A 26,418-nucleotide genomic window follows, 5' to 3' on the forward strand; every position below is an offset into this window, starting at 1 on the left:
ACCCCGGGCGGCCTCCACCGCTCTGGGCACCGGGCGGCCTCGCGGCCGTGCCGCCCGGTGTGTGGCACGCGGGCGGCACGGCGGGCGGCACGGCTCGGGGCCCGCCACTTGGGCGGGCGACGCCTCAGATGTGAGTGACGGGGAGTTCGCCGTCGGCGTGGCGGCGGCGCAGCACCTTCTTGTCGAACTTGCCGACGGAGGTCTTCGGGACCTCCTCGATGACGGTCCAGCGCTCCGGGAGCTGCCACGCCGCGACGTGCTGTCCGAGGAACTCGCGCAGTGCGGCGAAGTCGGCCTTCGCGCCTTCCTTCAGGACGACTGTGGCCAGGGGGCGCTCCCCCCACTTCTCGTCCGGTACGGCGACCACCGCGGCCTCGACGACGTCGGGGTGGGCCATCAGGTGGCCCTCCAGCTCGACCGAGGAGATCCACTCGCCGCCGGACTTGATGACGTCCTTCGCCCGGTCGGTGAGCGTCAGGTACCCCTCGGGCGAGATCTTGCCGACGTCGCCGGTGCGCAGCCAGCCGTCTGGGCTGAACTTGTCCTCGGGGCGCAGGGGTTCGGTGGAGCCGGCGCCGCCGTAGTAGGCGCCGGCGATCCAGGGGCCGCGGACCTCCAGCTCACCGGTGGTCTCGCCGTCCCAGGGGGCGAAGGTGCCGTCCGGGGCGGCGAGCCGGGCCTCGACGGACGCGGGCAGCCGGCCCTGGCTGAGCCGGTACGGCCAGGCCGCCTCCCCCGTGACGCCGGCGGGCGGGTTGCCGACGGTGCCCAGCGGTGACGTCTCCGTCATGCCCCAGGCGTGCACCAGGGTGATCTGGTGGCGCTCCTCGAAGGCGCGCATCAGGGCGGGCGGACAGGCCGAGCCGCCGATGACGACCCGGTCCAGGGAGGAGGTGTCGCGCGGGTTGGCGTCCAGTTCGGCCAGCAGCCCCTGCCAGATGGTGGGGACCGCGGCGCCGAGCGTGGGACGCACCTTGGCGATCATGTCGGCGATCGGCGCGGGTTGGAGGAAGCGGTCCGTCATCAGCATGGACGTGCCGGCCATGTACGCGGCGTGCGGCAGGCCCCAGGCGTTGACGTGGAACATCGGCACCACCGGCATGGCGATGTCGTCACCGGTCATGCCGAACGCCTCGGAGGAGTTGACCTGCATGGCGTGCAGGTAGACCGAGCGGTGGCTGAACAGCACGCCCTTGGGGTCCCCGGTGGTGCCGGAGGTGTAGCAGAGGGACGCGGCGGTGCGCTCGTCCAGCTCGGGCCAGTCGTAGGTGGTGGGACGGCCGGCGATCAGCTCCTCGTAGTCGTGGACCCGCACCCCCGCGTCGGCGAGCGCCGACCGGTCGCCGACGCCCGCCACCACCACGTGCTCGACCGAGGACAGTTTGGGGAGCAGGGGCACCAGCAGCGGCAGCAGCGTCGCGTTGACGACCACGACCCGGTCCGCGGCGTGCTCGACCACCCAGGCGAGCTGGGCGGGAGGCAGCCGCAGGTTGAGGGTGTGCAGCACCGCGCCCATCGACGGGATGGCGAGGTAGGCCTCGACGTGCTCGGCGTTGTTCCACATCAGGGTGCCGACGCGCTGGTCGCCGGTGACGCCGAGTTCGTCGCGCAGGGCGTGCGCCAGCTGGGCGGCACGGGCCCCGACCTCGGCGAAGGACCGCCGGTGCGGCTCCTCCTCCCCGGTCCAGGTGATGACCTGTGCCGCGCCGTGCACCGTGGCGCCGTGGGTGAGGATGCGGCTGACGGTGAGCGGTACGTCCTGCATCGTGCTCAGCACCGGTGGCCTCCCGAGGTAAGGAATGCGGAAGCGTTACGCGGGCGCAACGCGTGGCTGACTCGGCAGCCTGCCACCGACCGGTCGGTATGTCACGGGTCAGGACGGACGATTTGTGGCCGGGCTCAGGCGGCGGCGGGGCCCACGGTGTCGGCGGCGAGCTGCGGGTCGGCGCGCAGTTTGGCGAGCGCGCGGGAGACGGCGCTCTTGACCGTGCCGACCGAGACGCCGAGCACCTCGGCGGTCTGCGCCTCGCTCAGGTCCTCGTAGTAGCGCAGGACGACCATGGCCCGCTGGCGGGCGGGGAGCTTGAGTATCGCCCGCCACATGGCGTCCCGCACGGCCTGCTGCTCGGCGGGATCGGGGCCGGGCACGGGCTCCGGCTCGGGCAGCTCCTCGCAGGCGTACTCGTCGACCTTGCGCTTGCGCCACTGCGAGGTGCGGGTGTTGACCAGCGCTCGGCGCACGTAGCCGTCCAGCGCGCGGTGGTCCTCGATGCGCTCCCAGGCCAGGTAGGTCTTGGTGAGCGCCGTCTGCAGCAGGTCCTCGGCGTCGCACGGGTCGGAGGTGAGGGAGCGCGCGGTGCGCAGCAGCACCGGGCCGCGGGCCTGCACGTACGACGTGAACGTCAACGGCGTCACGAGCGGCGTCACGGTGGCGGTGGTCCCAGGCGTGGTCATGGCACTCACGCTAGAAGCGAGCAGGCCCCGCGGGGATCGGCCGGAGGTGCCGAGCGTTCTCCGCCTCAGGTTGTACTACTGGGGCCCTCCCCACCTCCCAGGGGTGGAGACGGCACCCGACCCGGGTCAGGGACGCGCCTTCCGGGTGAGGACGCGGCGAGGGGCGCCGGGGTTGCCCGCACCGGCCGGGACGCGACTGTGCGACCGCACCGATCGGTGCGGTCGCACAGCCTGACCCATCCCCTGGGCGAAGGCCCTCCCGAAGGCCCGTCGCCTATCGGATCACCACAGGTTTCCCATGGTCAGGGCGGTGTTGTACTGGCTGATCGAGGTGAGGCCGGAGCCGTTCACGCTCGCGTTGTTCGCCTGGTTGGAGGCTCCGGCACCTGTGGCGGCCTGCTGGTTGGTGGTGGAGTTGCCGTTGTTGCTGCCGGCGACGCCACTGCCCACACTGCTCACCACTGAGGCGTTCGAGCCGTCGTTGGCGAACGCGCCGTTGTCGGCGTGAGCCACCCCGCCGAGCAACACCGCAGCCAGCGGCACGGCTGCGGCAGCCGCGATGACGCGGGCGGTGCGGGTACTTGCCATCAATTCCTCCAGGAGTGGAACTCGTTTGCTGTGCTGGGCGGTTGGCCTTGCCGCCCGGGTGCTGCACTCGACGTCGCGGGTCCAAAGCTGCCCCCAAAAACCCCAGCAGACCACCCTTTTCCACTCGATTCCCTCGCACGTATGACGACGTGTCGATAAACCTCTTTCGTCACCTTTCCTCGCGGCACCCTCCTCTCCGCCGGCGCGCGGCCCCGAAGCCCCACCAGATCGGCGGAGAACCGATTCCTCGCCCACCCCGCGCGCCCCGGCGCACTCCACTCCACTCCGGCGCGCCCTTCCCTGACCCGAAAGTACGTACGATTCTGGAGTCGTGGACCGCCTCAGCAGACCGGCCGAGCAACCCGCTCCCCGCACCCCCGCCGTTCCCGATGCTCCCGCCGCCCCCGATGATCCCGTCGTTCCCCTCACGCCCGACGCTCCCGGCACCCCCGCCGCCTTCCCTGCGCTGCACCACGCCCTGGCCGCCGCCTCCCGCGGGCTGGCCGTGTTCCCGCTGTCCCGCGGCAAGGTGCCTGCCATCCGTTCACCGCACGGCGCCGGCGCTGCCTGCCGCGGCGGCTGCGGCCGACCCGGCCACGGCGTGCACGACGCCAGCTGCGACCCCGGCAGGGTCCGGGCGCTGTTCGCCTGCGCTCCCCGCGCCACCGGCTACGGAATCGCCTGCGGACGTGCCCCGCACTGGCTCGTCGGCATCGACCTCGACGTCAGCCACGGCGCCGACAGTCGGCGCTCGCTCGACCTGCTCGCCGAGGCCGCGCACTGCACGCTCCCGGACACCGTCACCGTGCTCACGCCCAGCGGTGGCCGTCACCTGTGGCTGCGCGGGCCGGCCGACGTCCGGGTGGCCAACTCCGTGGGCAGGCTCGGCCCGGGCATCGACATACGCGGAGCCGGCGGCTACCTCGTCGGCCCCGGCTCGGTCAGCGTCCACGGCAGCTACCGGCTCGCCCCCGGCAGCGCGTGCCGCTCCCCGGCTCCCGTACCGGAGGCCCTGCTCCGGCTCCTCATACCGCCGCCACCGCCACGCCCGACGGCAGTCGGCCGCCCACCGACCGGAGCCAGGGGCGCCGCACTCGTCCGCTTCGTACAGGCCGCGCCCGTCGGTCAGCGCAACGCCCGCCTCTTCTGGGCGGCGTGCCGCGCGTGGGAGTCGGGGCAGGGCGCGGAACTGGCCGAACCACTGGTCGACGCGGCCCGCGCCACCGGCCTGCCCGAACGCGAGGCCCGCACCACGCTCGCGTCAGCCGCGCGCCGAACCGCCGCCCTGCCCGGCTGAGCCGCCCTGCCCGGCTGAGCCGCCTCGTGCTGCGGAACTGCCCCGTACTGCCTTTGGCCGCCCTGCCTCGCCGAGCTGCCCAGCGCCCCGGAACGGCCCCGCTCCTAGCGTGATGTCCCACGAGGTTGGTGCCTGAGGCGACCGCGGAGGACTTGGTGGATCGGGAAGAGTGGAGGCTTTGCGGGGTGGGCCACCGGTCTGCCTATGCTCAGGCCCATGGCGCTGGAATGGGAACAGATCATCGTCGACGCCGCCGACCCCGTCGCTCTCGGGCGCTGGTGGGCCGAGGCTCTCGGCTGGGTTGTGGTGGACGAATCCGAGGAGATCATCGAGATCCGGCCTGAGCCGGACCAGCTGCCGGGCCTGCTCTTCGTACCTGTCCCCGAGGGCAAGACGTCGAAGAACCGGCTCCACCCCGACTTCCGCCCTGACGACCAGGAGGCCGAGGTTGTGCGGCTGCTCTCCCTCGGTGCCCGGCGCGTCGACCCCGTGCAGGACGGGAAGCACTGGGTGACCCTCCTCGACCCGGAGGGCAACGAGTTCTGCGTCCTGAGTGAGCGGAAGAGCTGAGCGGGGACCAGGCAGTTGTGCGGGCCTCGACGTCCCACGCAGCAACACGGACAGAACGGGCTGCCGCCCGCCGCTGAGGCGGTACCAACCTCATGCGACAGCACAACTAGCAGGTGTCAGTCGGCGTCCACCCGGGGGTCCGCCCCGCCAATCCGACCACCCTGCTCAACAGCGACGCACCCTGCGGTACCGGAACGACCGGCCCGAAGAGGCCCTCCCGGTCGGCCGGATCGGTGGACTGGGACAGCAGCCCGTGAGAGGCGTGCAGCGACGCCACGTCGGGAAGGTAGTCCTGCCCGGTGGCGCGGGCCAGGTCCCAACCGTGCAGCAGCAGTTCGTTCCCGGCCACCAGCCCGGCCGTCTCGCCGCTCAGGGTCACGCCTCCCGCCTGGGTCTCCCCCTGCCAGGCCGCAGGACGCTGCCAGACCGCCACAAGTTCGTCCAGCCGCTGCGGCAGCCGCGAACGCCACAGCGGGTCAAGGTCCGGCCGGGTACTGCCGGGATCGACGGCGGTCTCCGGCCCGAGCTGTTTGCGGCCGGCTTCCCGGAAGGCGACGCACAGCCCCATCAGGTGCGCCAGCAGATCGGCGACCGTGTAGTCGGGGCAGGGCGTCGGGTCCCGCAACCGGTCGTCGGTCACCCCGGCGAGCAGTACGGTGACCTGCTGGGCTGACGGACGGAGATCAAGCAGTACGGGCATGGCGCATCCTCCTGGTTCGGCGCTCTCCCGGTACGGACCCCACTCGTCCCCGAAACTCATCGCCCCGAAGCCGGTGGCCTCACTGAACCCGGACTCCTCACCTCCCCTCGCGCCGCCGGAGCCGCCAGAGATGCCAGAGCCGCCAACGGCTCAGGTCTGACGTGTCGTGCCCTATGCGGCTGGGCCCCGCGCAGCCCCCGGCTGTCCCGGACCGGAGAGACCGGAGGCCGTCGCGCTCCTCGTCAGATCCGGGCACGCTGCCGGGTGCGGTACCGCCGGGCAGGCGTTACCACCTGCGGCGCGCGACCAGAAACCCTGTAGGGCACGAGCCACGGCCTGCGGCCGGTGGACCTGCGCACTGTGCCCGGCCCGGGGCACGGCTGTGAGCGCGGCACCAAGCTGCCGGGCCGTGCGGGCGTAGTCGTCGGCGCCGAAGACCGCGTCCCTCGTCCCGTGCAGCACCAGCACCGGAAGGTCGACGGCCGGACCGCCCAGCGGCGCGAGCGGTTCCGCCGCCGCCCAGGACCGGACGACGCCCAGGTAATGGGCCGGCCGGGTGGCCGTCAGCCGTTCCCGCGCCACCCGGTGCAGCGCCGGATGCGGGTGGTCCCCCGAGCGTGGCCGCTCGCGGTGGGCGAGCATCAACCGGACCGTGCGGACAGCGCCGAGCGTCTGGACCGCCCCGGCGGTCACCCGCATCCGCAGCCGCTGCTCAGGCAGCAGCCCGGCCGGGCAGCCGAGCAGCGTGAGGCCGTCGACCCGGCCGTCGCGCACACCGGTGGCCGACGCGGCCACCAGGCCGCCGAACCCCGCGCCGAGCACCTGGACCCGGTGCGGGTGCCGCACCTGGTCGAGGACGAGGTCGAGGTCGGCTGCCAGCGCAGCGACGGTGTAGGCCTCCGGATCGTGCGGGCCGTCGGACTCGTACTGACCGCGTTGGTCGTAGGCGTAGGCATCGAAGCCCGCCTGCGCCAGCAGCGGCAGCAGGAAGGCGAAGTCCTCCTTCGACCCGAGCAGCCCGGGCACCAGGACAACGGACGTCCCGCGGTCGAGGGACGGAGCGGGGGCTGCGTGCAGCCCGGCCAGCCGTCCGGACGGTGTGTGGAAGCGGCAGCGCCGCACGGAGGTTCGTGGCACGGTCAGGCGTCCTGTCTGCCCGGTCGGGCGTGGGGAGCGGGGCGCGTCGGAGTTCACGCCGGTCCCGACCCGGCCGACGGCCGGTCCCGCGGTCCCGGCGGGCTCGCTGAACGTCATGCCACGATCAAAGCGGCAACCGGCATGACCCGGCTGGGTGAATCCGGGGGATCACCCTCACGGTGACAGGATCGAACACATGTTGAAGCAGTTCTCCGTTCGGCAGGGGCGACGGGAGGCGTGCCCCTGCGACGTACGCGGGTAGCGGATAACCGGGAAACGTACTGCAACGTGGCGTGGCAGCAGAAAGCCACCGGTGACCGTGGGAATCATGCGACTGAATGCAATCACTTTCCGGTCGCCTGTGAATGCTATCCGGACACCACGGCACGAAACCCGGCGAGGGGCGCAGCGGCACCGGGAAGCTGTGAGGGTGTTCCGACTGTTCCGAGAACCCGGGGGTGCGGGATGGGCAAGCAGATGAAGTGTGGCTCCACACAGACTACGACCGGCAAGCCATGCCGCCGACCTGCGATGATCGGCTACTCGCGGTGCCAGGACCACCGCGGCGCATGGACCCCGCCGCAGACCAGGCGACGCAAGAAGCGCTGACACAGGCAGCGGACGCGACGGCCTCCCGTCCGTTCAGGGCATACGGTTCCCTGCCGCTCGGCAAGCCGGCCTCTCTACTCGCGCGCACCGAATGCCCGACGGAGAGAGGCCTTCGGTAACGAAATCACTCGGCGAGGCACATGGCAGTCGACCAGGGAAAGAAAGAGCGGGAGTCCGGAGAAAGGAATCATGTCCTTGCGAGACCAGCGCTTGCCGGACCCGTCCTTCACCGTGAGGCCCGGCACGTCACCTGACGCTTCGTTCACCATTCTTGTGGCCGCCGCTGGGCACCGACAGCGATGGGTTGGACCGCGCTGACCCGCAGGCCAACGCTTCAACAGACCGCAGCGGGCACCGACGGCCCGCAGCCAGCACAAACCAAGCTGAGGGCTGTCCATCTCACACACGCCGAGCGGTGGGCATTCGGGAAGGAGCGTCCTGCTCTGCGAGTTCAGCCGGCTCGGCGGAGGAGACGGCTGGTGTGGCCGGCTGCCACCAGGCGGGTGTAGGCGGCGTTCACGTTCGTCGGCACGGGTTGCTCAATCATGAAGCCCTGAGCCGGGTAGACCGTGAGGCGCTGGAGGGCGCCGACGAGCATGTCGATGACCAGCCGTTCGTCACCGATGCTGTTGACGTACTGCGCGAGCGTCATGGGGGACGACGCGCAGGTGAAGTCGACGCCGGGCCACAGCTTGCGGGCGGTGGCGTAGGCGCGGCGTTCCTCGTAGGGCTTGCAGACGAGGGTGGCCGATGAGACGTCGACTCCCACACGCTCCGACAACTTGCGGGACAGGGTGATGTTCTCGCCGGTGTTGGTGGCTTCGGGTTCGACCAGGATGGCGGTTTCGGGCACGCCGAGTTCCATGGCGTGCTCCTTGTAGTGGACGGCTTCACCGCGGGGCATGCGCTCCCGGGTTGTGGGGCTGTTGCCGCCGGTGAACAGGAGCAGGGGCGCGAGGCCGGACAGGTAGCGGTCGGCGGCGACGGCAGCCACGCCCAGGTCGTGGCTGCCCAACCCGATGGCGAGGGAGGCGGGTTGCGCCGGGTGGTGCATCTGGTGGTAGTCCCAGATGAGCTGTGCGTCGGCCAGCTCGGCGGTGGCGGTCACGGCAACCCCTCACGGTCGCGGGCGGAGTCCGGCAGCTTGAAGTCGTAGCTTGCACGGCCGCGTACGCATCGCGGACTCCCCACCCATGCCGCACACCGTAGCGGCCTACCCGTCCCGCACGAATCTGAGGAGATCCCGATGGGCAACTCCGACCTGCGGGCGTCTGGCACCGCGAAGGGGCGTCTCCGGCACGGAGACACCCCTTCGCGGTGCTGCGCATTCGCTGCGCTCTGCGGAGGCGGTGGGATTTGAACCCACGGTGAGGGGTTACCTCACGACGGTTTTCAAGACCGTTCCCTTCGGCCGCTCGGGCACGCCTCCTGGTGTCGGCGCGTGAAGCGCCGGCACCGGGACAGGGTAGCCGTTACGGGCGGCCGCGCGCTGCCCCGGTTCGGCTGGGTGCGGGCGGCGGCCCGGAGGCCGGGCCGGTGGCCGGGGCGAGGGCCTGCTCCAGGGTGGCGACGGGGCGCAGCACGGCCATCAGGCGTGCGGCGCGCAGTACGCGCAGGGTGAGGGGCTGGGCGCAGACCACCGTCAGGCGACCGTCGAGGTCGAGCAGGCGGCGGTGCGCGCGGCAGAGCAGGCGCAGGCCGGAGCAGTCGAAGAAGGTGACGTGGGTGAGGTCCACGACGACGCGTGCGCCGGGGGTCCCGGTGGCCGCGTCGAACTCCGGGAGGCAGCGGTTGGCCGCGGCGATGTCGATCTCACCGTGCAGTTCGAGGACGGTCGCGCCGTCCGGGCGGTGGATGCGGAGGGCGGAGCCGGGGCTGCGCGAGGTGGCGCCCCGGGGCGGGTCGGCAGCGCTCCGAGCGGGCGGCATGCCCCGCCTGCGGGAGGCGGGCAGCGGCTGCGCTAAGGCGACGGTCCGGTGTTGGCGTGACAGTGACACTCCTTGAGGGTAGGCGTCCGCACGCCCTCCGGGCGAACGGAAAAACGGTTCGTGGACCGGTCTTTTCCCACGTATGAGGTAATCGTGCGTCGATCACATTCGCGGCGGCGACACACGCATTGCGCTTGCGATGAGCAAAGAAACTGGGGTGCCGGGACGTTTCCGGCGGGTTTTGCCCGGACGGCCGGGGGCCGTTCCGCACCGCGTACGGCAAGCGACGGGCTGCCCGTGGCGGGTGGTCGACGGCCGGGCGGCAGGCCACCCGCGTCACTTCGTGCCGCGCTCGCGGACCGCGCGGCGCGAGGTGACGCGGTGCCGCTCGCGCCCGCGCGGCGCCCCCGGCGCGGATGCCGGGGACGCCGCGGGTGTGCCCGCCGACCGGTCAGCCGTCGCCCTTGCGTTCGCCGAGGGTGACCTCCGTCGTCTGCTGCTTGCCGTCGCGCCGGTACGTCACCTCGACCTTCTCGCCCGGCTCGTGCGTCCAGATCTCGCTGATCAGCGTGGGTCCGCTGTCGATGGAGGTGCCGCCGAGCCTGGTGATGACGTCACCCGGCTGCAGCCCTGCGTCGTCGGCCGGCCCGCCGGGCACGACGGCCCGGGTGCCGTCCGCGGCCTCCTCCGAGATGAGCGCGCCGTCTCCCTGCCGCTTCATGTCGACCGTCGCGCCGATGATCGGGTAGACCGGCTGACCCGTCTTGATGAGCGTCTCGGCGACCCGCTTGGCCTGGTCGATCGGGATGGCGAAGCCGAGCCCGATGCTGCCTGCCGAACCGCCGCCGAACCCGCCGTCGCTGGCCGACTGGATCGCCGAGTTGACGCCGATGACCGCGCCGTCGGAGTTGAGCAGGGGACCGCCGGAGTTGCCCGGGTTGATGGACGCGTCCGTCTGCAGCGCGCTCATGTAGGAGGCCTTGGACCCCTCGCCGTCGCTGGAGGCGACGGGGCGGTTGAGCGCGCTGACGATGCCGGTGGTGACCGTGCCGGAGAGGCCGAACGGGGCGCCGATGGCGATGGTCGAGTCGCCCACCGCGACGTCGTCGGACGAACCGAGCGGCAGCGGGGGCAGGTCGGCGTCGCCGGCGTCCTTCAGCCGGAGTACCGCGACGTCGTAGCCCTGTGCCCGGCCCACGACCTCCGCGGTGTACTTCTTGCCGTCGGAGAAGACGACCGTCAGTTCACCTCCGTCGGCGGCGTCCGCCACGACGTGGTTGTTGGTGAGGATGTGGCCCTGCTTGTCGAAGACGAAGCCGGTGCCGGTGCCGCCGCCGGAGCGACCGCTGCCGCCGTTCGCCTGGATGGTGGCGACGCTGGGCAGCGCCTTGGAGGCGATGCCGGCGACGGACTCCGGTGCGCGGTCCACGGTCTTGTCGGGGTCGTTGGGCGCCGACACCGTCTCGGACGCCGGGGCGTTGCTGCGTTCGGCGGCCCAGAAGCCCACTCCGCCGCCGATGCCGCCGGCGACGAGCGCGGCGACGAGCAGCGCGGCGATCATTCCGCCGCGTCCGTTGCGCCGCTGGGGTGGCGGGACGGGCGCGCCCCAGGGCTGCGCCGGGCCGCCGCCGTAGGCGCCACCGCCACCGCCGCCGCCACCGCCACCGCTGCCGCCGCCGCTGCCTGCTGCGGGCGCGCCGTAGCCGCCGGCGCCCGGGTAGGCGGGCTGCTGGGTGGTGGGGGCGTCGGCTGACGCGGCGGCCGGCGGGTGCGCGGGCGGCGTGGGGCCGCCGGGGTGGGCGCCCGGGCCGTAGGGGGACGCGGAGCCGTAGGCGCCGGTGGGGTGGGCGGCGGGCGGGACGGGCGGCTCCTGGGGGGCCGCGGGACGGGGCGGCTCCGCGTCGATCTTCCGCAACTGGGCGGTGGAGTCGGACGGCGGTGCCCCGTCGCGGGGTTCGTTCTGCGACGCGACCGGCTGCACGCGGTCGGCGGGCGCCGGCTCGTCGGCTCGACCCGCCTGCGGCGACCGGTCGGCGCCCTCGTGCTCGGTGCTCACAGCAATCTCCTCAGGTACACGACAGACATGGTGGGCGGTGGTGCTGTAGCCCAGTGTGCAGTCAGCTTTTCCCATCGTGTGTCAGGGCGGCGTAAGCCATCCGGTTACCCCGCGCCGCTTTCCTTATCCTGTCCCTGCACGCGGGACCGTCATCCTGTCCCTGCACGCGGGGACCGTCCGCACCTCGCGATTGCCCCGAACCTGCCACCCCGGTCCCGGAGTGGGCGCCTGCGATGGCACGATGATCCTGTGCGACCTCACTCCGGCAGCGCCGGGACACCCTTCTCCGGTCCTGCGGGTCCCTCCGGCTCCCCAGGGATCGCCGTCATCGCGCACCGCGGTGCCTCCGAGGACGCGCCGGAACACACCCTGACCGCCTACCGCAAGGCGATCGAGCACGGTGCCGACGCGCTGGAGTGCGACGTGCGCCTTACCGCCGACGGGCATCTGGTGTGTGTGCACGACCGCCGCGTCAACCGGGTCTCCAACGGCCGGGGCGCGGTGTCGGCGATGGAGCTCTCCGCTCTGGCCGCGCTCGACTTCGGGTCCTGGAGGGACGACTTCGAGCAGCCGGACACCGAGGACCGGGACCGCACGTCGGTACTCACACTGGAGCGGCTGCTCCAGTTGGTGAAGGAGTCCTCGGCCGCCGGGCGGCCGGTGGAGCTGGCCATCGAGACCAAGCACCCCACCCGTTGGGCGGGCCAGGTCGAGGAGAAACTGCTCGGCCTGCTGAAGGAGTACGAACTCGACTCCCCCGTGCGGGTGATGAGTTTCTCCGCCCGCTCGCTGCACCGGATCCGGGCCGCAGCGCCGCATCTGCCGACGGTCTACCTGATGCAGTTCCTGCTGCCCCGCCACCGTGAGGGCAGGCTGCCGCCGGGTGTACGCATCACCGGCCCGAGCATGCGCATCATCCGCAACAACCCGGAGTACGTGATCCGGGCTCAGCGGGCGGGCCACCGGGTGCACGTGTGGACGGTGGACGATCCGCTGGACGTGGAACTGTGCGCCCGCCTGGGCGTGGACGCCGTGATCACCAACCGGCCCCGGCAGGTCGTCGAGCAGCTCACCTCGTTCGGCCTGCGCTGACGCCCCGCCACCCGACCCGCGGCGGGCCGCTCCCGCCGATCCCGCCACCCGTCCGATCCCGCGTCCGGGTCATGCCGGGAGGCGCCCCCTGACGCCCGCCGGTGTGCGGGCGTGCGGGCGGCACGTGCCGGGCGCGGGGGAACCGGGCATACGCGGGCACGATCCGCCGCCACTCGGGCATCGGCCTCCCGGGGTACTCCGGCGCATCCGGTGCGTGCGGAGACGTGACGAGTGCGTCAACCGGGCGGCACGGGCCGGTTTCCGGACACCCGGGCCGGGGCATTCATCCCCTGGCGTGGGGCGACGAAGGAGGTTTCGGGGGTGGCGTGGGTGGTGGCACACGAGGTGCCGACTTCGTCGACCATGGCCGTGCCCCATGGTCCTGCGGGTGTGGGCCTGGCGCGGCGGCGGTTGCGTGACGATCTGCGCTCCAGTGGAGCGCCCGAGTCGGTGGTGGACGACGCCGCCCTGATCCTGTCGGAACTGCTCAGCAACTCCTGCCGGCACGCCCGGCCACTTCCCCCGGACGACTGCGTCCGCGCGGACTGGCGGCGGGCCGCGAGCGGCGACCTGACGATCTCGGTCACCGACGGCGGCGGCCCGACCCGTCCGCTTCCGGCCACTCCCTCGGTCACCGCGCACGGCGGCCGGGGGCTGTCGATCATCACCTCGCTGGCCCGCGACTGGGGCGTGCGCGAGGAGGACGGCTGCGAGGGCGGCGTGACGGTGTGGGCCGTGGTGGCGCCCGGTGACGGCTTCGGCTCGTCCGGCGGCTTCGGCCTGATCGACCTCGAGGGCATCGACGAACTGACCTGACCGGGCGGCAGACGGGCTAGGCTCGCGCGCAACAGTTCTTCCCGTTGCCAGGTTTGTCACCCCGGTTTGTCACGTTTCGGAGACCCGCGCATGGCCAAGAAGCGCCGCCCCCAGCCCCAGGCTTCCTCGTCGCAGCTCAAGGACCGGGAGGTGCCGGTCGTCGGCGGTCGGGAACCCTGCCCCTGCGGGTCGGGCCGCCGCTACAAGGGCTGCCACGGCCGCGCCGCGGCGCAGGCGGTGACGGAGCTGGTCCGCCGCCCGTTCGAGGGCCTGCCCGGTGAGTGCGACTGGGTCGCCATGCGGGAGCTGGTGCCGGCCGCGACGGCTCCGCTGACGCTCGCCGGCGGACTGCCGGACGGCGTCCCCGCGGTGACCCTGGCCACCGTGCTGCCCATGGCGTGGCCGGCGCTGCGGCGCGACGACGGCACCGTGATGCTGGGCCTGCAGAACGACACCGCCTCCGGCGACATCAGCCGGGACCTGGCCGACGTGCTGCGCAGGGCCCTGACCGCGGAGCCGGGCAACCCGGTGGCCGCCGAGCGCACCGGCGGCGACGCGCCGCGCCTGCAGGACCTGCTCGACCCCGCGACGCCGCTGATGCCGGAGGTGCACAGCGGTTTCGAGTTCTGGCTCACCGACGCGGAGAACGCCGCCCCCGAGGTCGCCGCCTCGCTGGAGCGGGCCAACTCGGCGGCGCTGCCCACCGCGCGGCTGACCTCGGTGGAGGCGGCCTACTGGTGCCGGACCCCGGAGAAGAACCACCTGCGCTGGGTGATGTCCCACGCCGAGGAGGGCCTGCTTGACGCCCTGGCCCGACTGCACGCCGCCGGTGCCTCGTCGTTGGGCGAGCACACCCGGCTGGTCGGTTCGTTCCGGGCGCACGGACTGGTGGTGCCGGTGTGGGACCTGCCGACGGAGATGACCGCCGACGAGTGCGAGAGGCCCGCCGAGGCGTTCGCCGAACGGCTCGGCGACGCGCTGGCGGAGAGCGCGCCGCTCACGTCCGAGGAGCGCCGGGCCCGCAGCGGTCTGGCCAACCGCCAGATCACTCTGAGCTGACCGCGACCGCCGGCAGGCTCCGGACCCGCGGAGTCTGCCGACGGCGCGTCTGAAGCCGCACGGTCCGGAGTCGCGGACTCACACGGGTGGCGGGGGCTGCGCGCCGCGTTTCCGATGACACTCGGTGACGCGGCTCAACCACCAGGTAATTGAACGCTCAAGCATCGTGATTCGGGTCACAACTCCCCACCCGAGCAGGCAAATCCGCGTCTGAAAAGGAACGCCGGAATTTGCGAACGGCCAATCTCTTGTTACGGTTATTAAAGCCCGGTCGCTGGTGCATCCCCCGTCGCCAGCGACCGGGCGTTTCCATGCCCGAAGACGGGCCCCGGCGCCCGGAGGCCCGCGCGGGTGGCGCTCGGGCTCAGTCCGCCAGCGCGCCGGGTGAGTTGCTCCCCGCGCGGAGCAGCAGCCGGTCCTCTCCTGGCGGCGCGAACTCCGCGACGGCCCGGTACGGCGGCTCGTCGTCCACCGGATGCACCGTGCGCTGCCGGGGCGTCTCGCACAGACCGGGACGGCCCTGCCCGGAAAGGGCGCAGTGCACCTGCACCGTGCGGCCGTCCGGCCGCATCAGCGTCAGCACGGCACGCAGCGCCTCGCCGCCGAGCACGCGGTGGTACGTGCGCCCCCAGGTCTGGCCCTCCTCGGTCAGCACGCAGGTCTGCGCCGTCACCGCGCCGGGCGCGGTGACCTCGGGCCCGCACGTGGCGGCGGGGCCACGCGCCCGGATGTGCGCACCGGAACCGGACAGTCCGGTGCCGCCGGGCCGCTGCGGTCCGCCCGCGGCCGGCAGGTCCGCCCCGCCCTCCGTGCCGCCCTGCGCGGCACCCTCGGCAGCGTCGTCCGCGCCCCCGTCCGCAGCGCCGGAGGTGTCCTCGCCGCCGGAGGTGTCCAGTTGCGGCACGCCGCCGGCGCTGTCACCGAGTCCGCCGACGGTGCCGCCGAAGTCGTCGAAGAGGTCGTCGGCCGCCCGGACGTCGTCGACTCCCGTACGGGGGACGGGTGATGCGGTCCGGTGCTCGGAGGTGCCCGCCATCGCGATGGCCAGGGGCAGCGCGGCGGCGAGCGCAACCGCGCCCGCGAGCACACCCACCCGGGTACGCGAGGCGCGCCGGTGCTGTGACATGCGGTGAACATACGGGCATTCACCGTGCCGTTACCGGCCTGTGCGCCGTTTTCCCGCTGTCTGCGTCCACGGCCAACCCGTATGAGTGAAGCGGACACCGCCTGCCACCCGACGGGCACGCCGCCCCCACACGACGGCACGCGCCCCGCTGGTCGCGGGGCGCGTGCAGGGCGTGCAGGGCGTGCAGGGGAGAGCGGGCCGGTTGCGCCGGGTGCCGGATCCGGCCGGAGGTGTCAGTAGGCGAGGCGGCTGCCGCCGTCGGGTGCCGTGGTGCTGGCCTCGACGAGGACGTCCAGCAACTCCTCCAGACGGGGCAGGTAGGGGGTGCCGCCGCGCTGCGCCGGCGTCGGCTTCCGCTGCCAGGCCACCGCTCCGCCGGCGGTCTCCGTCGGCGGAAGCGGCACGTATCCGCCCTCGCCGTGGAACCGCAGCGAACTGGGCACCCAGTCCTGGGCGTAGAGCAGTTCGCCCAACTCCTCCAGGTCGTAGGGGGCGACCAGCAGCAGGAACCGGGTGGGCGTGGCCACCACGGGGCCGAGCCGCACGCCGCGGCGGTCGAGCTCGCGCAGCGCCAGCTCCCCGGCGGCGGCCGGCAGGCTCAGCGCGCAGGGCGCGCTGCCGCCGGTCGCCAGCAGCACCGAGGCGGTGGGCCGCTGTGTCCACCACCAGCGCACCATGCGGGCGTCGGTGGTGGCGGCCAGCAGATCGGGGTCGAGCGGGTGGGCGCCCGGTACCGCGCAGTCGGGCTGCGGGCAGGCGCACAGCCGTTTCGACGGGCGTACCGAAATCTGCAGGGCCGCCCCCGGCACCACCGGCCAGTTCCACTCGGTGGCACAGGTGAGCGCGGCTGTCCGCCGAGCCCAGCGGGTCACGCGTCGCCTTCCGAGGATCTCGCGCATGAGCGCTCGTTCCTTTCCGTTAACGCCGAAGATCGACAAGGATCTACCAAGACCGACAACGACCATCGAGAACCATCACATACGTGGATTTCACGTCACTGCGGGGTACAAAGCAGCGCATCATGCCGCGGGTCGAGCGTGGAACCTGGCGGGGGGTGGCGCGCGCATGGCGCTTGCGCTCCGTGCTGTCCGTGGTGCCGAGTGCCCTGAACCTGTTCACTGCTCGCCGAACGCGGAGCCCGGCTGCTGCCGGTTGAGACGCAGAGGCCCTCCGTCGGGTTCCGTCGGGTTCCGACCCGGCCCCACCAGCCTGCGCTCTTTCCATCCGTACCCAGAAGCGGCCCCGGGTCTGCGCCAGGGCCGCTGCCGAATGACCCCAGTCGACCGCGAATTGGCGCAAGCAGGGGACTTTTCGCGCCAACCTGCGGGACACTCGGCTTGTCGCCCCCCAGGCTCAGGTGCCGCCTGGACACCATCGCCCGCACAAGGACAATGCTGGACATCCTGTCACCGGTGCGTGTAGATGTGGACGCATTGCTGGCAGAGCAGCATGACATGGGGGTTTGCGATGCAATTGAGAAAAAAGATCTCCAGTGAAAGCCGCTGCTCATGAGTACGCCCCGCACCTCAAAAGTGGCTGGAATCAACCCGCCCCCCTCGTTGGCGGAGCACACTACCGCGCCCGCCGCGGAAGCGGGCAGCGAACGCACGCCGCAGCCCGCCGGACGGACGACCGCCGCGGACGGCACGGGCCGCGGCTCGGAACGGCAGTCCGCCGGCGACACCGGCACCGCCCCCCGGCCCCCCGCGCCCGATGTGCTCACCGGGGCCCTCGCCCTGCCGCGGCCCGGCGGTGAGCTGGTCCGCACGGTCGACCAGCTGGCCGCAGCGCAGGACCGGCTGGCCGGCTGGATCTCGGACCTGACCACGGTGCACGACCTCACCGAACGCCTGGCCCGCACCACCTCCCTGGAGTCCGCGCTGGACGAGGTGCTGCGCGCCGGCGCGTCGCTGGTCGGTGCGCGACGCGGACTGGTCGCGCTGGAGCCGGCGGACGGCCTCGGGCCGGAGCGCACCGTCGGTCTGGGTCTGGGACGGGCGGATCTCGGCCAGATCGAGACCATCCCTCGCGGTTCGGGCTTCTACGGCAGGCTGCTGGACGGGCTTCCAGAGTCGGGCCCCCGCGACGCGGTCAGCCAGCCGGACATCCTCGGCGAGGACGACCTCGACCCGCGGCACCGCGAGGTGGCCGCCCGGCTCGGTTACGCCGCCAGCTACGCCGTGCCGCTCACCACCGGGACCGAACCGGACCCGGGCGCCGCACACCCCCACGGCACCGGCGACACCGAAACGCACCCCCGCGGCACGCACCCCACGGGCACGCACCCCCGCACCGACGTCCCCGCCCCGGAGGGGACGGCCGCCCGCCCCGAAGGCACCGGGTCCACCCGGCCGCCGTCCGCAGACCCCGCAGTCCCGGAATCCAGCGCTGACCCCGCCGCCGGCACCCGCGGCACGGACCCGTCGGGCGCCGCGCACCGCATGGGGGCCGCCGTCTGGCTGTACGACGAGCCGGCCGAGCCCACCGAGCGGCAGCGCCACCTGCTCGGCCTGTACCTCGCCGTAGCGACCGAGCACATCGCCCGGCAGCTCACCCTCACCCGGGCCAGGGCCGCGGTGACCGCCGTCCGCGAGGAGCTGATGCCCAGCCGGCTGCCGCGCGTCCCCGGCGTGCAGTTCGCCGTGCGGCACCGCACCGGGCCGCGCGGCGGCGGCGACTGGTACGACGTGCTGCCGCTGCCCGAGGGCGCGCTGGGCCTCTCCGTCGGCGGGGTCACCGGCAGCGGGCCCACCGCGGTCGCGGCGAGCGGCCGACTGCGGGCCTCGCTGCGGGCCTACGCCGTCATGGAGGGCGAGGACCCGGTGGCGGTGCTGTCGGACCTGGAGCTGCTGATGCGGCTGACCGAACCGGCACGCACCGCGACGGCGCTGTTCGGCTTCGCCGAGCCGGCCCTGCGCAAGATCGTCGTGGCGGGCGCCGGACACTGCCCGCCGCTGATCGTCGGGCCGCGCCGCTGCGAGTTCGCCGAGACGACGCTCTCCGCGCCGCTGGGCATGCTGACCTGCTGGGAGGCACCCAGCGTCGACCTCTACCTGGAGCCCGGGGAAACGCTTTTGCTGTACAGCGACGGGCTGGTGCAGCGCACCGGCGAGCCGTTGGACCAGGCGTTCATCCGGCTGCAGGCAGCCGCGAAGTCGGCCGCGCCGTCGGTGCGCGACGACCCCGAGGCGCTGGTCGAGCACGTGCTGCGCACGGTGCTGCCGGACGGCCTCGCCGACGCGGACAGCGAGGAGGACGTCGTCCTCCTCGCCGCCCGCTTCTGACCGGCCGGGCCGGCAACCAGCACCGCCGGCCCGGCCCCGCCCCCACCGGCACAGGCTCGGACCGGCACAGGCCCGGACCGGACCCGGCCCCGACCCGGCCGGTTCGGACATGCGCCCAGACGTTCGGACATACGATGGAAGGCGGTCCCAGTCCGTACGCAAGGAGGCAGCGACGTGGCCGAGCAGCAGTCGCCGGAGACCCCGGCTGACGAGCAGCCCATCAAGCAGCGGAAGAACGGTCTGTACCCGGACCTGTCCGAAGAGCTCGCCGAGAACATGAAGAGCGGGTGGGCCGACACCGAGCTGCGCGATCTGCAGCCGATCGAGCAGGCCGAGCACACCGCGCGCCGCCGCGCCGCGCTGTCAGCCCGCTTCCCCGGGGAGCGGCTGGTCGTCCCGGCCGGCAACCTGAAGACGCGCTCCAACGACACCGAGTACCGCTTCCGCGCGTCCGTCGAGTACGCCTACCTGACCGGCGACCAGAGCGAGGACGGCGTCCTCGTCATGGAACCGCGGCCGGGCGGCGACGGCCACGACGCGACGCTCTACCTGCTGCCGCGCTCGGACCGGGAGAACGGCGAGTTCTGGCTGGACGGCCAGGGTGAGCTGTGGGTGGGCCGGCGGCACAGCCTCACCGAGGCCGAGCAGCTGTACGGCATCCCGTGCGCGGACGTGCGGACCGTCGCGGCGGCCCTGCACGAGGCGGCCGGGCCGGTGCGCCTGGTCCGCGGCCACGACGCGGCGCTGCGGGAGGCCCTGACCGACAAGGTCACCGCCGAGCGCGACGAGCAGCTGCGGGTCTTCCTGTCGGAGATGCGGCTGGTCAAGGACGCCTTCGAGATCGGCGAGCTGCAGAAGGCGGTGGACTCCACCGTCCGCGGCTTCGAGGACGTGGTGCGCGTCCTGGACAAGGCGCAGGCCACGTCCGAGCGGTACGTCGAGGGCACCTTCTTCCTGCGGGCGCGGGTGGAGGGCAACGACGTCGGCTACGGCTCGATCTGCGCCTCGGGCCCGCACGCGACCACGCTGCACTGGGTCCGCAACGACGGCCCGGTGCGCGCCGGCGACCTGCTGCTGCTGGACGCGGGTGTGGAGACGCACACCCTGTACACGGCCGACGTGACCCGCACGATGCCGGTCGACGGCCGCTTCACCGACGTGCAGCGCAAGATCTACGACGCCGTCTACGAGGCGCAGGAGGCGGGCATCGCCGCCGTCAAGCCGGGCGGCAAGTACCTCGACTTCCACCACGCCGCGCAGCGGGTGCTCGCCGGGAGGCTGGTCGAGTGGGGCCTGCTGGAGGGGCCGGTGGAGAAGGTGCTGGAGCTGGGCCTGCACCGGCGATGGACGCTGCACGGCACCGGCCACATGCTGGGCCTGGACGTGCACGACTGCGCCGCCGCGCGCCGCGAGGCGTACGCCGACGGCACGCTGGAGCCGGGCATGTGCCTGACGGTCGAGCCGGGCCTGTACTTCCAGGCGGACGACCTGACGGTGCCCGAGGAGTACCGGGGCATCGGGGTCCGCATCGAGGACGACGTCGTGGTGACCGAGGACGGCAACCGCAACCTCTCGGCGGCACTGCCCAGGCGCTCCGAGGAGATCGAGGCGTGGATGGCCTCCCTCCAGGCCTGACCCCGGCCCGCGAGGGCTGACGTCCACCGGGCCCGCACGTCCACCGGGCGTGCGGGCCCGCCGTGTGCCTGCCCGGGGTGCGCGGACCACCACCCGACCGAGGAGCACCCGTGCGTCCGCCGCTGCCGTCGCCCGTCCCGGCCGCACTCGCCGCCCCACTTGCCGTCCTGCTGCTGCTCTCCCTGCTCGCCGCCTGCACGGGCGGCGCAGGCGGCGAGCAGGGTGCGGACGGGAAGGACGGCACGGCGCCGTCCGGCGGGACGACGCACGCGGCGCGTTGGCAGCCCGAGCCGGGCACGGACTGGCACTGGCAGCTGACCGGCACCCTCGACATGGACGTCGACGTGCCCGTGTACGACATCGACGGCTTCCGCCACGACGCCTCGGTGGTCCGCCGGCTGCACGCACGCGGCGTCAAGGTCATCTGCTACGTCAACGTCGGCGCCTGGGAGGACTGGCGGCCCGACGCCGCCCGCTTCCCCGAGCGGGTGCGCGGCCGGGGCAACGGCTGGGAGGGGGAGCGCTGGCTCGACATCCGGGCCCTGGACACGCTCCGCCCGCTGATCGCCTCCCGGTTCGACATGTGCCGTGACAAGGGCTTCGACGCGGTGGAACCCGACCTGCAGGACGGTTACCGCAACCGCACGGGCTTCCCGCTCACCGCCGGGCACCAGCTGGCCTTCAACCGCATGGTCGCCTCGCTGGCCCACGAACGCGGCCTGTCGGTGGGATTGAAGAACGACCTGGACCAGATCCCCGAGCTGGTCGGCGACTTCGACTTCGCCGTCAACGAGGAGTGCGCCGCCTACGGCGAGTGCGAGCGGCTGACCCCGTTCGTCAGAGCCGGCAAGGCCGTGCTGCACGTCGAGTACGCGCTGCCGGCGGCCGAGTTCTGCGACCGGTCACGCGAGCTGGGGCTCAGCTCGATGGCCAAGCGCCTGCACCTGGACGCCTGGCGCGACGCCTGCTGACCGGGCGGGACCCGCCTGCCCGCGCCGAAACAAGCGGCGGGGGTCCCCCGTTCGGCCGTCCCCGGTGGTCGGCCGGGGCGGACGGCTGTCGTATGGCTGGTGGGCGCGTACTTGTCTCCCGCGCGTCCAGGGAGTGCATCATGCGCATACCGATCCTCGTCTCCCGGCTGGCAGCGGCCGGAGCGCTGTCCGCCGTCGCGGTGGTGGGCGCTGCCTGTCCGGCGACGGCCGGCCCGTCCGACGACGTCAACGTGCAGCCCGACCCGGTGGCGCCGGGCAGCGGCTTCTCCGTCTACGGCACACAGTGCGCCGGCGACAACGGCATGGCCCGGTTCAAGGCGCCCGAAGGGGGCGCCGAACTGCCGGACATCGACCTCGGCATGCTGAGCAACGCGCTCGGCGGCACCGGCACCGTGCCGGCCGGCGCCCCGCCCGGTTCGTACCGGGTGACCGTCCTGTGCGACGGCGAGACGTACTTCGGCACGCTGAAGGTGGCGGACACGAGCAGCACCGCCGCTCCGACCGACGACCCCACCGCCTCGAAGCCGACCACCCCGACCGCACCTCCGACCACACCCACCGAGCCGCCGGCCGAGCCGTCCGCGGACCCGGGCAAGCAGCACTCCACGGCCCCGGCCGAGGAGCACAGCCCGGCCCCGGTGGCGCCGCCCGCCGAACCGCCGGCGAACACGGAGCACACCGCGGTGCCCAAGGGCGGTGTGGAGACCGGCGTCGGCGGCAGCAACCAGTCGGCGAACACGGCCGCGTGGACCGCGGGCGGCGCGCTTGCCGTCGCCCTCGTCGGCGGCGCCCTGTGGTACCGCCGCCGCGGCCAGGTCTGACCCCCGGTCCGACGGGTCCAGCCCAACGGCCCCCGGCCCGACGGGTCCAGCCCAACGGCCCCCGGTCGTTCGGCCGCAGTGGTCCACCGGCTGCCCGCCGCCCCCGCGACGCGTCCCACCGTCGCGGGGGCGGCGTCGCCGCCGCCCCCGGCCGCCGCAGGAGCAGCCGCAGGAACCGCCTCTGACGGCAGGCCTGTCGGGCCGACGGCACGCCCGTCGGGTGGCAGGGGGCGCACGTGCAAGAGCGCTTCAGCGCACGGCGGGGAGAACGTCAGACCGCTTTCAGCAGGGCGTCCTCACGCCACTTGAGGATCTTGTCGAAGCTGACGCAGGCGCCGCTGCCGGGCTGGCTGCGGAACCGCACATGGTCGGCGAGGGCCCGGATCAGGAACAGGCCGCGTCCGCTCTCCTGTTCACCGACCGCTTCACCGGCGAGGGCTCCGCCGGTCCCTGCGAGGCCCGTCTCGGACGCGCCGGACGCAGTCCGGGCGCGGCTGCCGGCGACGGCGGGAACGGGGCTCTCCACGGGGAACCCCGGTCCGTGGTCGGTGACTTCGATGCGGCACATGTCGCCGTTGAGGTACGCGGTCACCCGGTAGTCCTCGTCGTGCTCGGCGCCGCCGCCGTGTTCCACCGCGTTGGCGCAGGCCTCCGACAGGGCGACGGACAACTCGTACGCGATGTCGGACTCGACCCCGGCCGTCTCCATCGTGCCGAGCAGCAGGCGACGGGCGAGCGGGACGCTCGCAGCGTCACGCCGCAGTTGCAGAGTCCACCAGATGCTCATACTCCAGCCTCCTGGCTGCGGTCGACATACCGAGGCTCGACATACCGATACGTATTGCCCCTCACAGCGGACAGTAAGCATGAAGTTGACGTGACGCCCCTCATTCGGCTCATCCGGCGCCCCCCGGCGGAACTCCCGGAAAGGGGGCGGTGTACCGCCGCCGGGGCGTCCGCACCACCCCGTCCCGCGCCCCCGAGTCCGCTGGGGACCCGGCATCGACCGTCACCGACAGTGACCGGACAGGGGCGGTGGCCGTCGGCGTTGCCGGTACGTGTGGGCGCTTCCTCCCGGGACCTCCCCGCGTGCGCGTCCGGAGGGTGGTGAGATGATGTGGCCGCCATGACTGCCCCCGTCGCGCGTGCCGGCGCCGACCTGCGAATGCTGAGGGCCGCGGTGTTCACCGCGGTCTGCGTCGCGCTGTCCGCGGCCGGGCACGTGCTTGCGGCGGGCGCGACGGTGCCGTGGTGGTCGGTGGCCGCAGCCGTCGCGGTGGTCTTCGCCGTCGCCGCGCCGCTCGCCGGACGGGAGCGCACGCTCCCGGGCATCGCCGCCGCTCTCGCGGCCGGGCAGACGGCCCTGCACTTCCTCTTCGCCACCGCCCAGACCGGCCCCGCCCCGGCCCCCGCGGAGGACCGCGGCGGCCTGCTGGCCCTCGCCCGCAGCCTCGTCTGCAACGACCGGGCCGCCACCATGACCGAGGCGGAAGCGCACCGCGTGGTGACGGACGCCGGACTCAGCGGTTCCGTCGTCCACGGCGGCCACACCCTTCCGGCGGGTGACGGGACGTCCGCCGCCGCCTGTCTGGAGGCCGTGGTCCGCACGGCGCTGGCCATGGCGTCCGGCCCGATGCTGCTCGGCCACGTGCTCGCCGCCCTCGGCGCGGGCTGGCTGCTGCGACGCGGCGAGGCCGCGCTGTGGCGGCTGGTCCGGCTGTCCGCCGCGGCCTGCGGCGAACTCCTGCCGGCGGCGCTGCGCACGGCCCTGGCCTTGGCGTGCGCGCTGCACCGCGGCACGTCCGCCGCCGACCTGCCGACCGTGCGCGGCGGCGTCGGCACCGACCGCGTCGCCCTGCCGACGACGGGCGCCCCGCCGTCCAGCGTCAGCCGGCGCGGCCCGCCGGCGGCGCCCGGCTCGTTCGTGTTGACGGCCTGACGCACGCCACCCGGGGTTTCCACCTGAACAGGGGGCGGGCGACGCGCCGTACTCCCCCCTGTCCGGTACCTGCTGTCCGTGGAGTGTCGTCTCACATGACCCCGTCAATGCCCTCCTCCCGTCCCGTCCGCCGCGCCGCCGCCACCACCGCCCTGGCCGCCGCCTCGGTGCTCGCCCTGAGCGGCCCCGCCTTCGCCCACGTCACCGTCGACCCGAGCGAGGCGCCCGGCGGCGGCTACGCCACGCTCAACTTCAAGGTGCCCAACGAGCGGGACGACGCCTCCACGACCAAGCTGGAGATCACGCTCCCCACCGACCACCCGCTGGCCACGGCGATGCCGGAACCGGTGCCGGGCTGGGACGTCAAGGTGGAGAGCGGCAAGCTGGAGAAGCCGCTGGAGGTGCACGGCGAGAAGATCGACGAGGCCCCCGTCAAGATCACCTGGTCCGGCGGCACGATCGAACCGGGCACCTTCCAGCGCTTCCCCGTGTCGGTGGGCCGCCTCACCGAGGACGCCGACCAGCTCGTCTTCAAGGCCGTGCAGACGTACGACAACAAGGAGGTCGTGCGCTGGATCGAGGTGGCTGAGGACGGCGGCGAGGAGCCGGACTTCCCCGCCCCGGTGCTCAGCCTGGGTGAGGGCGGCGACGACCACCACGGGCACGGCGACGACGACGGCAAGGCCGACGGCAACGACACGGACAAGGCGTCCGACGACGACACCGAGAAGACCGCGGCCGGCAGCCACTCCGGCGGCGGCACCGACACCACCGCCCGCGTGCTCGGCGGCCTCGGCCTCGCCGCCGGGGTCGGCGGCATCGCCTACGGCGTGCTCGCCGGGCGCCGCCGCAACCCGGCCTGACGCCACGGTCCGTGCGCCCCGCCCCCGCCCCGGCGGCGGGGCGCACGGACCGGCGGCCCGCGCCCGCACGACCCCGGTCCCGGAACCGACCCGGAACCGGCCCGGGAACACCCGCGCGCGGCCCGCCCCTCCGCCTCACTCAGCAAGGAACAGCTCCATGCAGCACAGCAGCACCCACCGGACCCCGGCCGCACGGCGGCGGCGTGCCCTCGCGGCCCTCGCCGCTGCGGCCCTGCTCGCCACGGGCGCGACCGCCTGCGGCAGCGGCGACGACGGCACCGGCGAACGTGAAGGCGTCGCCGAGGTGTCGGGCACCGCGGACACCAAGCAGGCCACCCTGCTCGACCGGCCGTTCGACAAGCCCGACCTGGTCCTCACCGACACCGAGGGCAAGGAGTACGACTTCCTGGAGGAGACCAAGGGCAAGCCGACGCTGCTCTACTTCGGCTACACCAACTGCCCCGACGTCTGCCCGCTGACGATGAGCAACATCGCCCTCGCCAAGGCCGAACTGCCCGAGGCGGACCAGGAGAAGCTGACGGTCGTCTTCGTCACCAGCGACCCCGAGCGCGACACCCCGGAGGAACTCGGCGCGTGGCTCAAGGGCGCCGCGCCCGGCAGCGTCGGCCTCACCGGCGACTTCGCCACCATCCAGGCGGGCGCCCGCACCCTGGGCGTCGCCATCGAACCGTCCGAGGTCAAGGACAACGGCGACGTGGTCTCCACCCACGGCTCGCAGGTGCTGTTCTTCTCCCCCGAGGACGACAAGGCGCACGTGCTGTACACCGAGGGCGTCACCGCCGAGACCTTCGAGGCGGACTTCCCCAAGCTGGTCAAGGGGGAGAACCCGTGACCGCCCGGCACGTCCCCCCGTCCCGGCACGTCCTCCCGTCCCCGCACGTCTCCCCGTCCCGGAACGTCGGCCCGTCCCGGCGCCTCCGGCCGGTCGCCGCCCTGGCCGTGGCGGCGGCGCTGGCGCTCGGCGGCTGCGCGGCGTCGCCTGAAGCGGACGGCGGGCAGGACGGCGGACGCGACGCCGGGCAGTCGGCGTCGAAGCGGTCAGGACCGGCACCGCAGGTGAAGCCGGGAACGGCCTACGTGCCCGAGCCGGTGACCTCCAAGATGGCCGGCGGCTTCCTCGTGCTGGTCAACGCGGGCGACGAGGACGACAGGCTGGTCTCCGTCACCAGCGACCTGTCCGACGACGTGCAGCTGCACCGCACGGTCGACAACCGGATGGAGCAGGTCGACTCGATGAAGGTCCCCGCCGGCGGCGAACTCGCGCTCACCCGCGGCGGCAACCACCTGATGTTCATGGGCCTCACCCGCACCCCCGCCGAGGGGGACCGGGTGTCGCTGGAACTGCGCTTCGAGAAGTCCGACCCCATCACGCTGGACGTGCCGGTCGAGGCGAAGAACCACGCCCCGCACTCCCACAGCTGAGGAGCTGAC

General features: G+C 73.2%; 24 protein-coding genes and 1 tRNA gene. 13 read left to right on the forward strand and 12 right to left on the reverse strand.

The annotated features are described in order from the left end of the window. Positions 1 to 124: 124 nt before the first annotated feature. The 3 genes from QNO07_RS16290 to QNO07_RS16300 form a co-directional block, all read right to left on the reverse strand. Positions 125 to 1,777 carry a long-chain fatty acid--CoA ligase gene (locus QNO07_RS16290; RefSeq protein ID WP_283992743.1) on the reverse strand — a complete coding sequence of 551 codons (1,653 nt, stop codon included), beginning with the start codon at positions 1,775 to 1,777 and terminating at the stop codon, positions 125 to 127. A 122-nt stretch (positions 1,778 to 1,899) separates the two neighbouring features. Beyond that, positions 1,900 to 2,454, reverse strand: a complete 555-nt coding sequence (locus tag QNO07_RS16295) for a SigE family RNA polymerase sigma factor (RefSeq protein WP_283992744.1) — start codon at positions 2,452 to 2,454, stop codon at positions 1,900 to 1,902. Between the two features lie 282 nt (positions 2,455 to 2,736). Next, the gene (locus tag QNO07_RS16300; RefSeq protein WP_283992745.1) at positions 2,737 to 3,042 is read right to left on the reverse strand and encodes a hypothetical protein; all 306 of its coding nucleotides are present in this window, start codon (positions 3,040 to 3,042) and stop codon (positions 2,737 to 2,739) included. A gap of 466 nt (positions 3,043 to 3,508) precedes the next feature. Here QNO07_RS16300 and QNO07_RS16305 point away from each other — a divergent pair, with 466 nt between their 5' ends. Both QNO07_RS16305 and QNO07_RS16310 read left to right on the forward strand, forming a co-directional pair. Beyond that, on the forward strand, positions 3,509 to 4,339 hold the full coding sequence (locus tag QNO07_RS16305) for a bifunctional DNA primase/polymerase (RefSeq protein ID WP_283992846.1): 831 nt from the start codon (positions 3,509 to 3,511) through the stop codon (positions 4,337 to 4,339). Between the two features lie 216 nt (positions 4,340 to 4,555). Further along, positions 4,556 to 4,909 (forward strand): VOC family protein, encoded by a 354-nt coding sequence (locus QNO07_RS16310; RefSeq protein ID WP_283992746.1) that lies wholly within the window; start codon positions 4,556 to 4,558, stop codon positions 4,907 to 4,909. Positions 4,910 to 5,015: 106 nt separating this feature from the next. Here QNO07_RS16310 and QNO07_RS16315 read toward each other — a convergent pair whose 3' ends face one another. The 6 genes from QNO07_RS16315 to QNO07_RS16340 form a co-directional block, all read right to left on the reverse strand. Beyond that, entirely contained in the window at positions 5,016 to 5,609 is a 594-nt protein-coding gene (locus tag QNO07_RS16315; protein ID WP_283992747.1) for a TIGR03086 family metal-binding protein, read from the reverse strand. 171 nt (positions 5,610 to 5,780) lie between these two features. Then, complete coding sequence (locus QNO07_RS16320; RefSeq protein WP_283992748.1) at positions 5,781 to 6,746, reverse strand: alpha/beta fold hydrolase; 966 nt, start codon at positions 6,744 to 6,746, stop codon at positions 5,781 to 5,783. A gap of 1,060 nt (positions 6,747 to 7,806) precedes the next feature. Further along, on the reverse strand, positions 7,807 to 8,463 hold the full coding sequence (locus QNO07_RS16325; RefSeq protein WP_283992749.1) for a YdcF family protein: 657 nt from the start codon (positions 8,461 to 8,463) through the stop codon (positions 7,807 to 7,809). Positions 8,464 to 8,696: 233 nt separating this feature from the next. Further along, a tRNA-Ser gene (locus tag QNO07_RS16330) sits at positions 8,697 to 8,784 on the reverse strand. Between the two features lie 43 nt (positions 8,785 to 8,827). Continuing rightward, entirely contained in the window at positions 8,828 to 9,283 is a 456-nt protein-coding gene (locus QNO07_RS16335; RefSeq protein WP_283992750.1) for an STAS domain-containing protein, read from the reverse strand. A 451-nt stretch (positions 9,284 to 9,734) separates the two neighbouring features. After that, positions 9,735 to 11,339 carry a S1C family serine protease gene (locus tag QNO07_RS16340; RefSeq protein ID WP_283992751.1) on the reverse strand — a complete coding sequence of 535 codons (1,605 nt, stop codon included), beginning with the start codon at positions 11,337 to 11,339 and terminating at the stop codon, positions 9,735 to 9,737. A gap of 318 nt (positions 11,340 to 11,657) precedes the next feature. On the opposite strand from QNO07_RS16340, the gene QNO07_RS16345 reads away from it, so the two are divergent. From QNO07_RS16345 to QNO07_RS16355, 3 genes are all read left to right on the forward strand, one after another. Next, positions 11,658 to 12,431, forward strand: a complete 774-nt coding sequence (locus tag QNO07_RS16345; protein ID WP_283992847.1) for a glycerophosphodiester phosphodiesterase — start codon at positions 11,658 to 11,660, stop codon at positions 12,429 to 12,431. Between the two features lie 321 nt (positions 12,432 to 12,752). Then, on the forward strand, positions 12,753 to 13,247 hold the full coding sequence (locus QNO07_RS16350; RefSeq protein WP_283992752.1) for an ATP-binding protein: 495 nt from the start codon (positions 12,753 to 12,755) through the stop codon (positions 13,245 to 13,247). A 90-nt stretch (positions 13,248 to 13,337) separates the two neighbouring features. Further along, complete coding sequence (locus QNO07_RS16355; protein ID WP_283992753.1) at positions 13,338 to 14,306, forward strand: DUF5926 family protein; 969 nt, start codon at positions 13,338 to 13,340, stop codon at positions 14,304 to 14,306. A 364-nt stretch (positions 14,307 to 14,670) separates the two neighbouring features. On the opposite strand, the gene QNO07_RS16360 is transcribed toward QNO07_RS16355, so the two are convergent. Further along, positions 14,671 to 15,432, reverse strand: a complete 762-nt coding sequence (locus QNO07_RS16360; protein WP_283992754.1) for a hypothetical protein — start codon at positions 15,430 to 15,432, stop codon at positions 14,671 to 14,673. Positions 15,433 to 15,665: 233 nt separating this feature from the next. Continuing rightward, positions 15,666 to 16,331: a bifunctional DNA primase/polymerase gene (locus QNO07_RS16365; RefSeq protein ID WP_283992755.1), complete on the reverse strand. Its 666-nt coding sequence runs from the start codon at positions 16,329 to 16,331 to the stop codon at positions 15,666 to 15,668. A 609-nt stretch (positions 16,332 to 16,940) separates the two neighbouring features. Between QNO07_RS16365 and QNO07_RS16370 the strand changes: the two genes are divergently transcribed. From QNO07_RS16370 to QNO07_RS16385, 4 genes are all read left to right on the forward strand, one after another. Next, entirely contained in the window at positions 16,941 to 18,716 is a 1,776-nt protein-coding gene (locus QNO07_RS16370) for a GAF domain-containing SpoIIE family protein phosphatase (RefSeq protein ID WP_502961864.1), read from the forward strand. Between the two features lie 174 nt (positions 18,717 to 18,890). Beyond that, a complete protein-coding gene (locus QNO07_RS16375) occupies positions 18,891 to 20,351 on the forward strand; it encodes an aminopeptidase P family protein (RefSeq protein WP_283992756.1) in 1,461 nt (486 codons plus the stop codon). A gap of 110 nt (positions 20,352 to 20,461) precedes the next feature. After that, the gene (locus tag QNO07_RS16380; RefSeq protein ID WP_283992757.1) at positions 20,462 to 21,322 is read left to right on the forward strand and encodes an endo alpha-1,4 polygalactosaminidase; all 861 of its coding nucleotides are present in this window, start codon (positions 20,462 to 20,464) and stop codon (positions 21,320 to 21,322) included. Positions 21,323 to 21,462: 140 nt separating this feature from the next. Further along, positions 21,463 to 22,164, forward strand: a complete 702-nt coding sequence (locus QNO07_RS16385; RefSeq protein WP_283992758.1) for a GVDTG sorting domain-containing protein — start codon at positions 21,463 to 21,465, stop codon at positions 22,162 to 22,164. A gap of 271 nt (positions 22,165 to 22,435) precedes the next feature. Here the strand turns inward: QNO07_RS16385 and QNO07_RS16390 are convergent, their stop codons facing one another. Beyond that, positions 22,436 to 22,951, reverse strand: a complete 516-nt coding sequence (locus QNO07_RS16390; protein ID WP_283992759.1) for an ATP-binding protein — start codon at positions 22,949 to 22,951, stop codon at positions 22,436 to 22,438. Positions 22,952 to 23,290: 339 nt separating this feature from the next. On the opposite strand from QNO07_RS16390, the gene QNO07_RS16395 reads away from it, so the two are divergent. From QNO07_RS16395 to QNO07_RS16410, 4 genes are all read left to right on the forward strand, one after another. After that, entirely contained in the window at positions 23,291 to 24,103 is an 813-nt protein-coding gene (locus QNO07_RS16395) for a hypothetical protein (protein WP_283992760.1), read from the forward strand. 95 nt (positions 24,104 to 24,198) lie between these two features. Beyond that, positions 24,199 to 24,966: a YcnI family copper-binding membrane protein gene (locus QNO07_RS16400; protein WP_283992761.1), complete on the forward strand. Its 768-nt coding sequence runs from the start codon at positions 24,199 to 24,201 to the stop codon at positions 24,964 to 24,966. 157 nt (positions 24,967 to 25,123) lie between these two features. After that, positions 25,124 to 25,819 carry an SCO family protein gene (locus QNO07_RS16405; RefSeq protein ID WP_283992762.1) on the forward strand — a complete coding sequence of 232 codons (696 nt, stop codon included), beginning with the start codon at positions 25,124 to 25,126 and terminating at the stop codon, positions 25,817 to 25,819. Further along, positions 25,816 to 26,409: a copper chaperone PCu(A)C gene (locus QNO07_RS16410; protein WP_283992763.1), complete on the forward strand. Its 594-nt coding sequence runs from the start codon at positions 25,816 to 25,818 to the stop codon at positions 26,407 to 26,409. Before QNO07_RS16405 ends, QNO07_RS16410 begins: the two co-directional genes overlap by 4 nt. Positions 26,410 to 26,418 lie beyond the last annotated feature (9 nt).

The organism is Streptomyces sp. 549 (assembly GCF_030124175.1).
Taxonomy (GTDB): Bacteria; Actinomycetota; Actinomycetes; order Streptomycetales; family Streptomycetaceae; genus Streptomyces.

Excerpts from the sequence above, each read along its gene's own strand:
- QNO07_RS16295 (WP_283992744.1), bottom strand. The coding sequence starts at position 2,454 with ATGACCACGCCTGGGACCACCGCCACCGTGACGCCGCTCGTGACGCCG.
- QNO07_RS16300 (WP_283992745.1), bottom strand. The coding sequence starts at position 3,042 with ATGGCAAGTACCCGCACCGCCCGCGTCATCGCGGCTGCCGCAGCCGTG.
- QNO07_RS16310 (WP_283992746.1), top strand. The coding sequence starts at position 4,556 with ATGGCGCTGGAATGGGAACAGATCATCGTCGACGCCGCCGACCCCGTC.
- QNO07_RS16315 (WP_283992747.1), bottom strand. The coding sequence starts at position 5,609 with ATGCCCGTACTGCTTGATCTCCGTCCGTCAGCCCAGCAGGTCACCGTA.
- QNO07_RS16335 (WP_283992750.1), bottom strand. The coding sequence starts at position 9,283 with ATGCCGCCCGCTCGGAGCGCTGCCGACCCGCCCCGGGGCGCCACCTCG.
- QNO07_RS16355 (WP_283992753.1), top strand. The coding sequence starts at position 13,338 with ATGGCCAAGAAGCGCCGCCCCCAGCCCCAGGCTTCCTCGTCGCAGCTC.
- QNO07_RS16360 (WP_283992754.1), bottom strand. The coding sequence starts at position 15,432 with ATGTCACAGCACCGGCGCGCCTCGCGTACCCGGGTGGGTGTGCTCGCG.
- QNO07_RS16365 (WP_283992755.1), bottom strand. The coding sequence starts at position 16,331 with ATGCGCGAGATCCTCGGAAGGCGACGCGTGACCCGCTGGGCTCGGCGG.
- QNO07_RS16370 (WP_502961864.1), top strand. The coding sequence starts at position 16,941 with ATGAGTACGCCCCGCACCTCAAAAGTGGCTGGAATCAACCCGCCCCCC.
- QNO07_RS16385 (WP_283992758.1), top strand. The coding sequence starts at position 21,463 with ATGCGCATACCGATCCTCGTCTCCCGGCTGGCAGCGGCCGGAGCGCTG.
- QNO07_RS16390 (WP_283992759.1), bottom strand. The coding sequence starts at position 22,951 with ATGAGCATCTGGTGGACTCTGCAACTGCGGCGTGACGCTGCGAGCGTC.
- QNO07_RS16395 (WP_283992760.1), top strand. The coding sequence starts at position 23,291 with ATGACTGCCCCCGTCGCGCGTGCCGGCGCCGACCTGCGAATGCTGAGG.
- QNO07_RS16400 (WP_283992761.1), top strand. The coding sequence starts at position 24,199 with ATGACCCCGTCAATGCCCTCCTCCCGTCCCGTCCGCCGCGCCGCCGCC.
- QNO07_RS16405 (WP_283992762.1), top strand. The coding sequence starts at position 25,124 with ATGCAGCACAGCAGCACCCACCGGACCCCGGCCGCACGGCGGCGGCGT.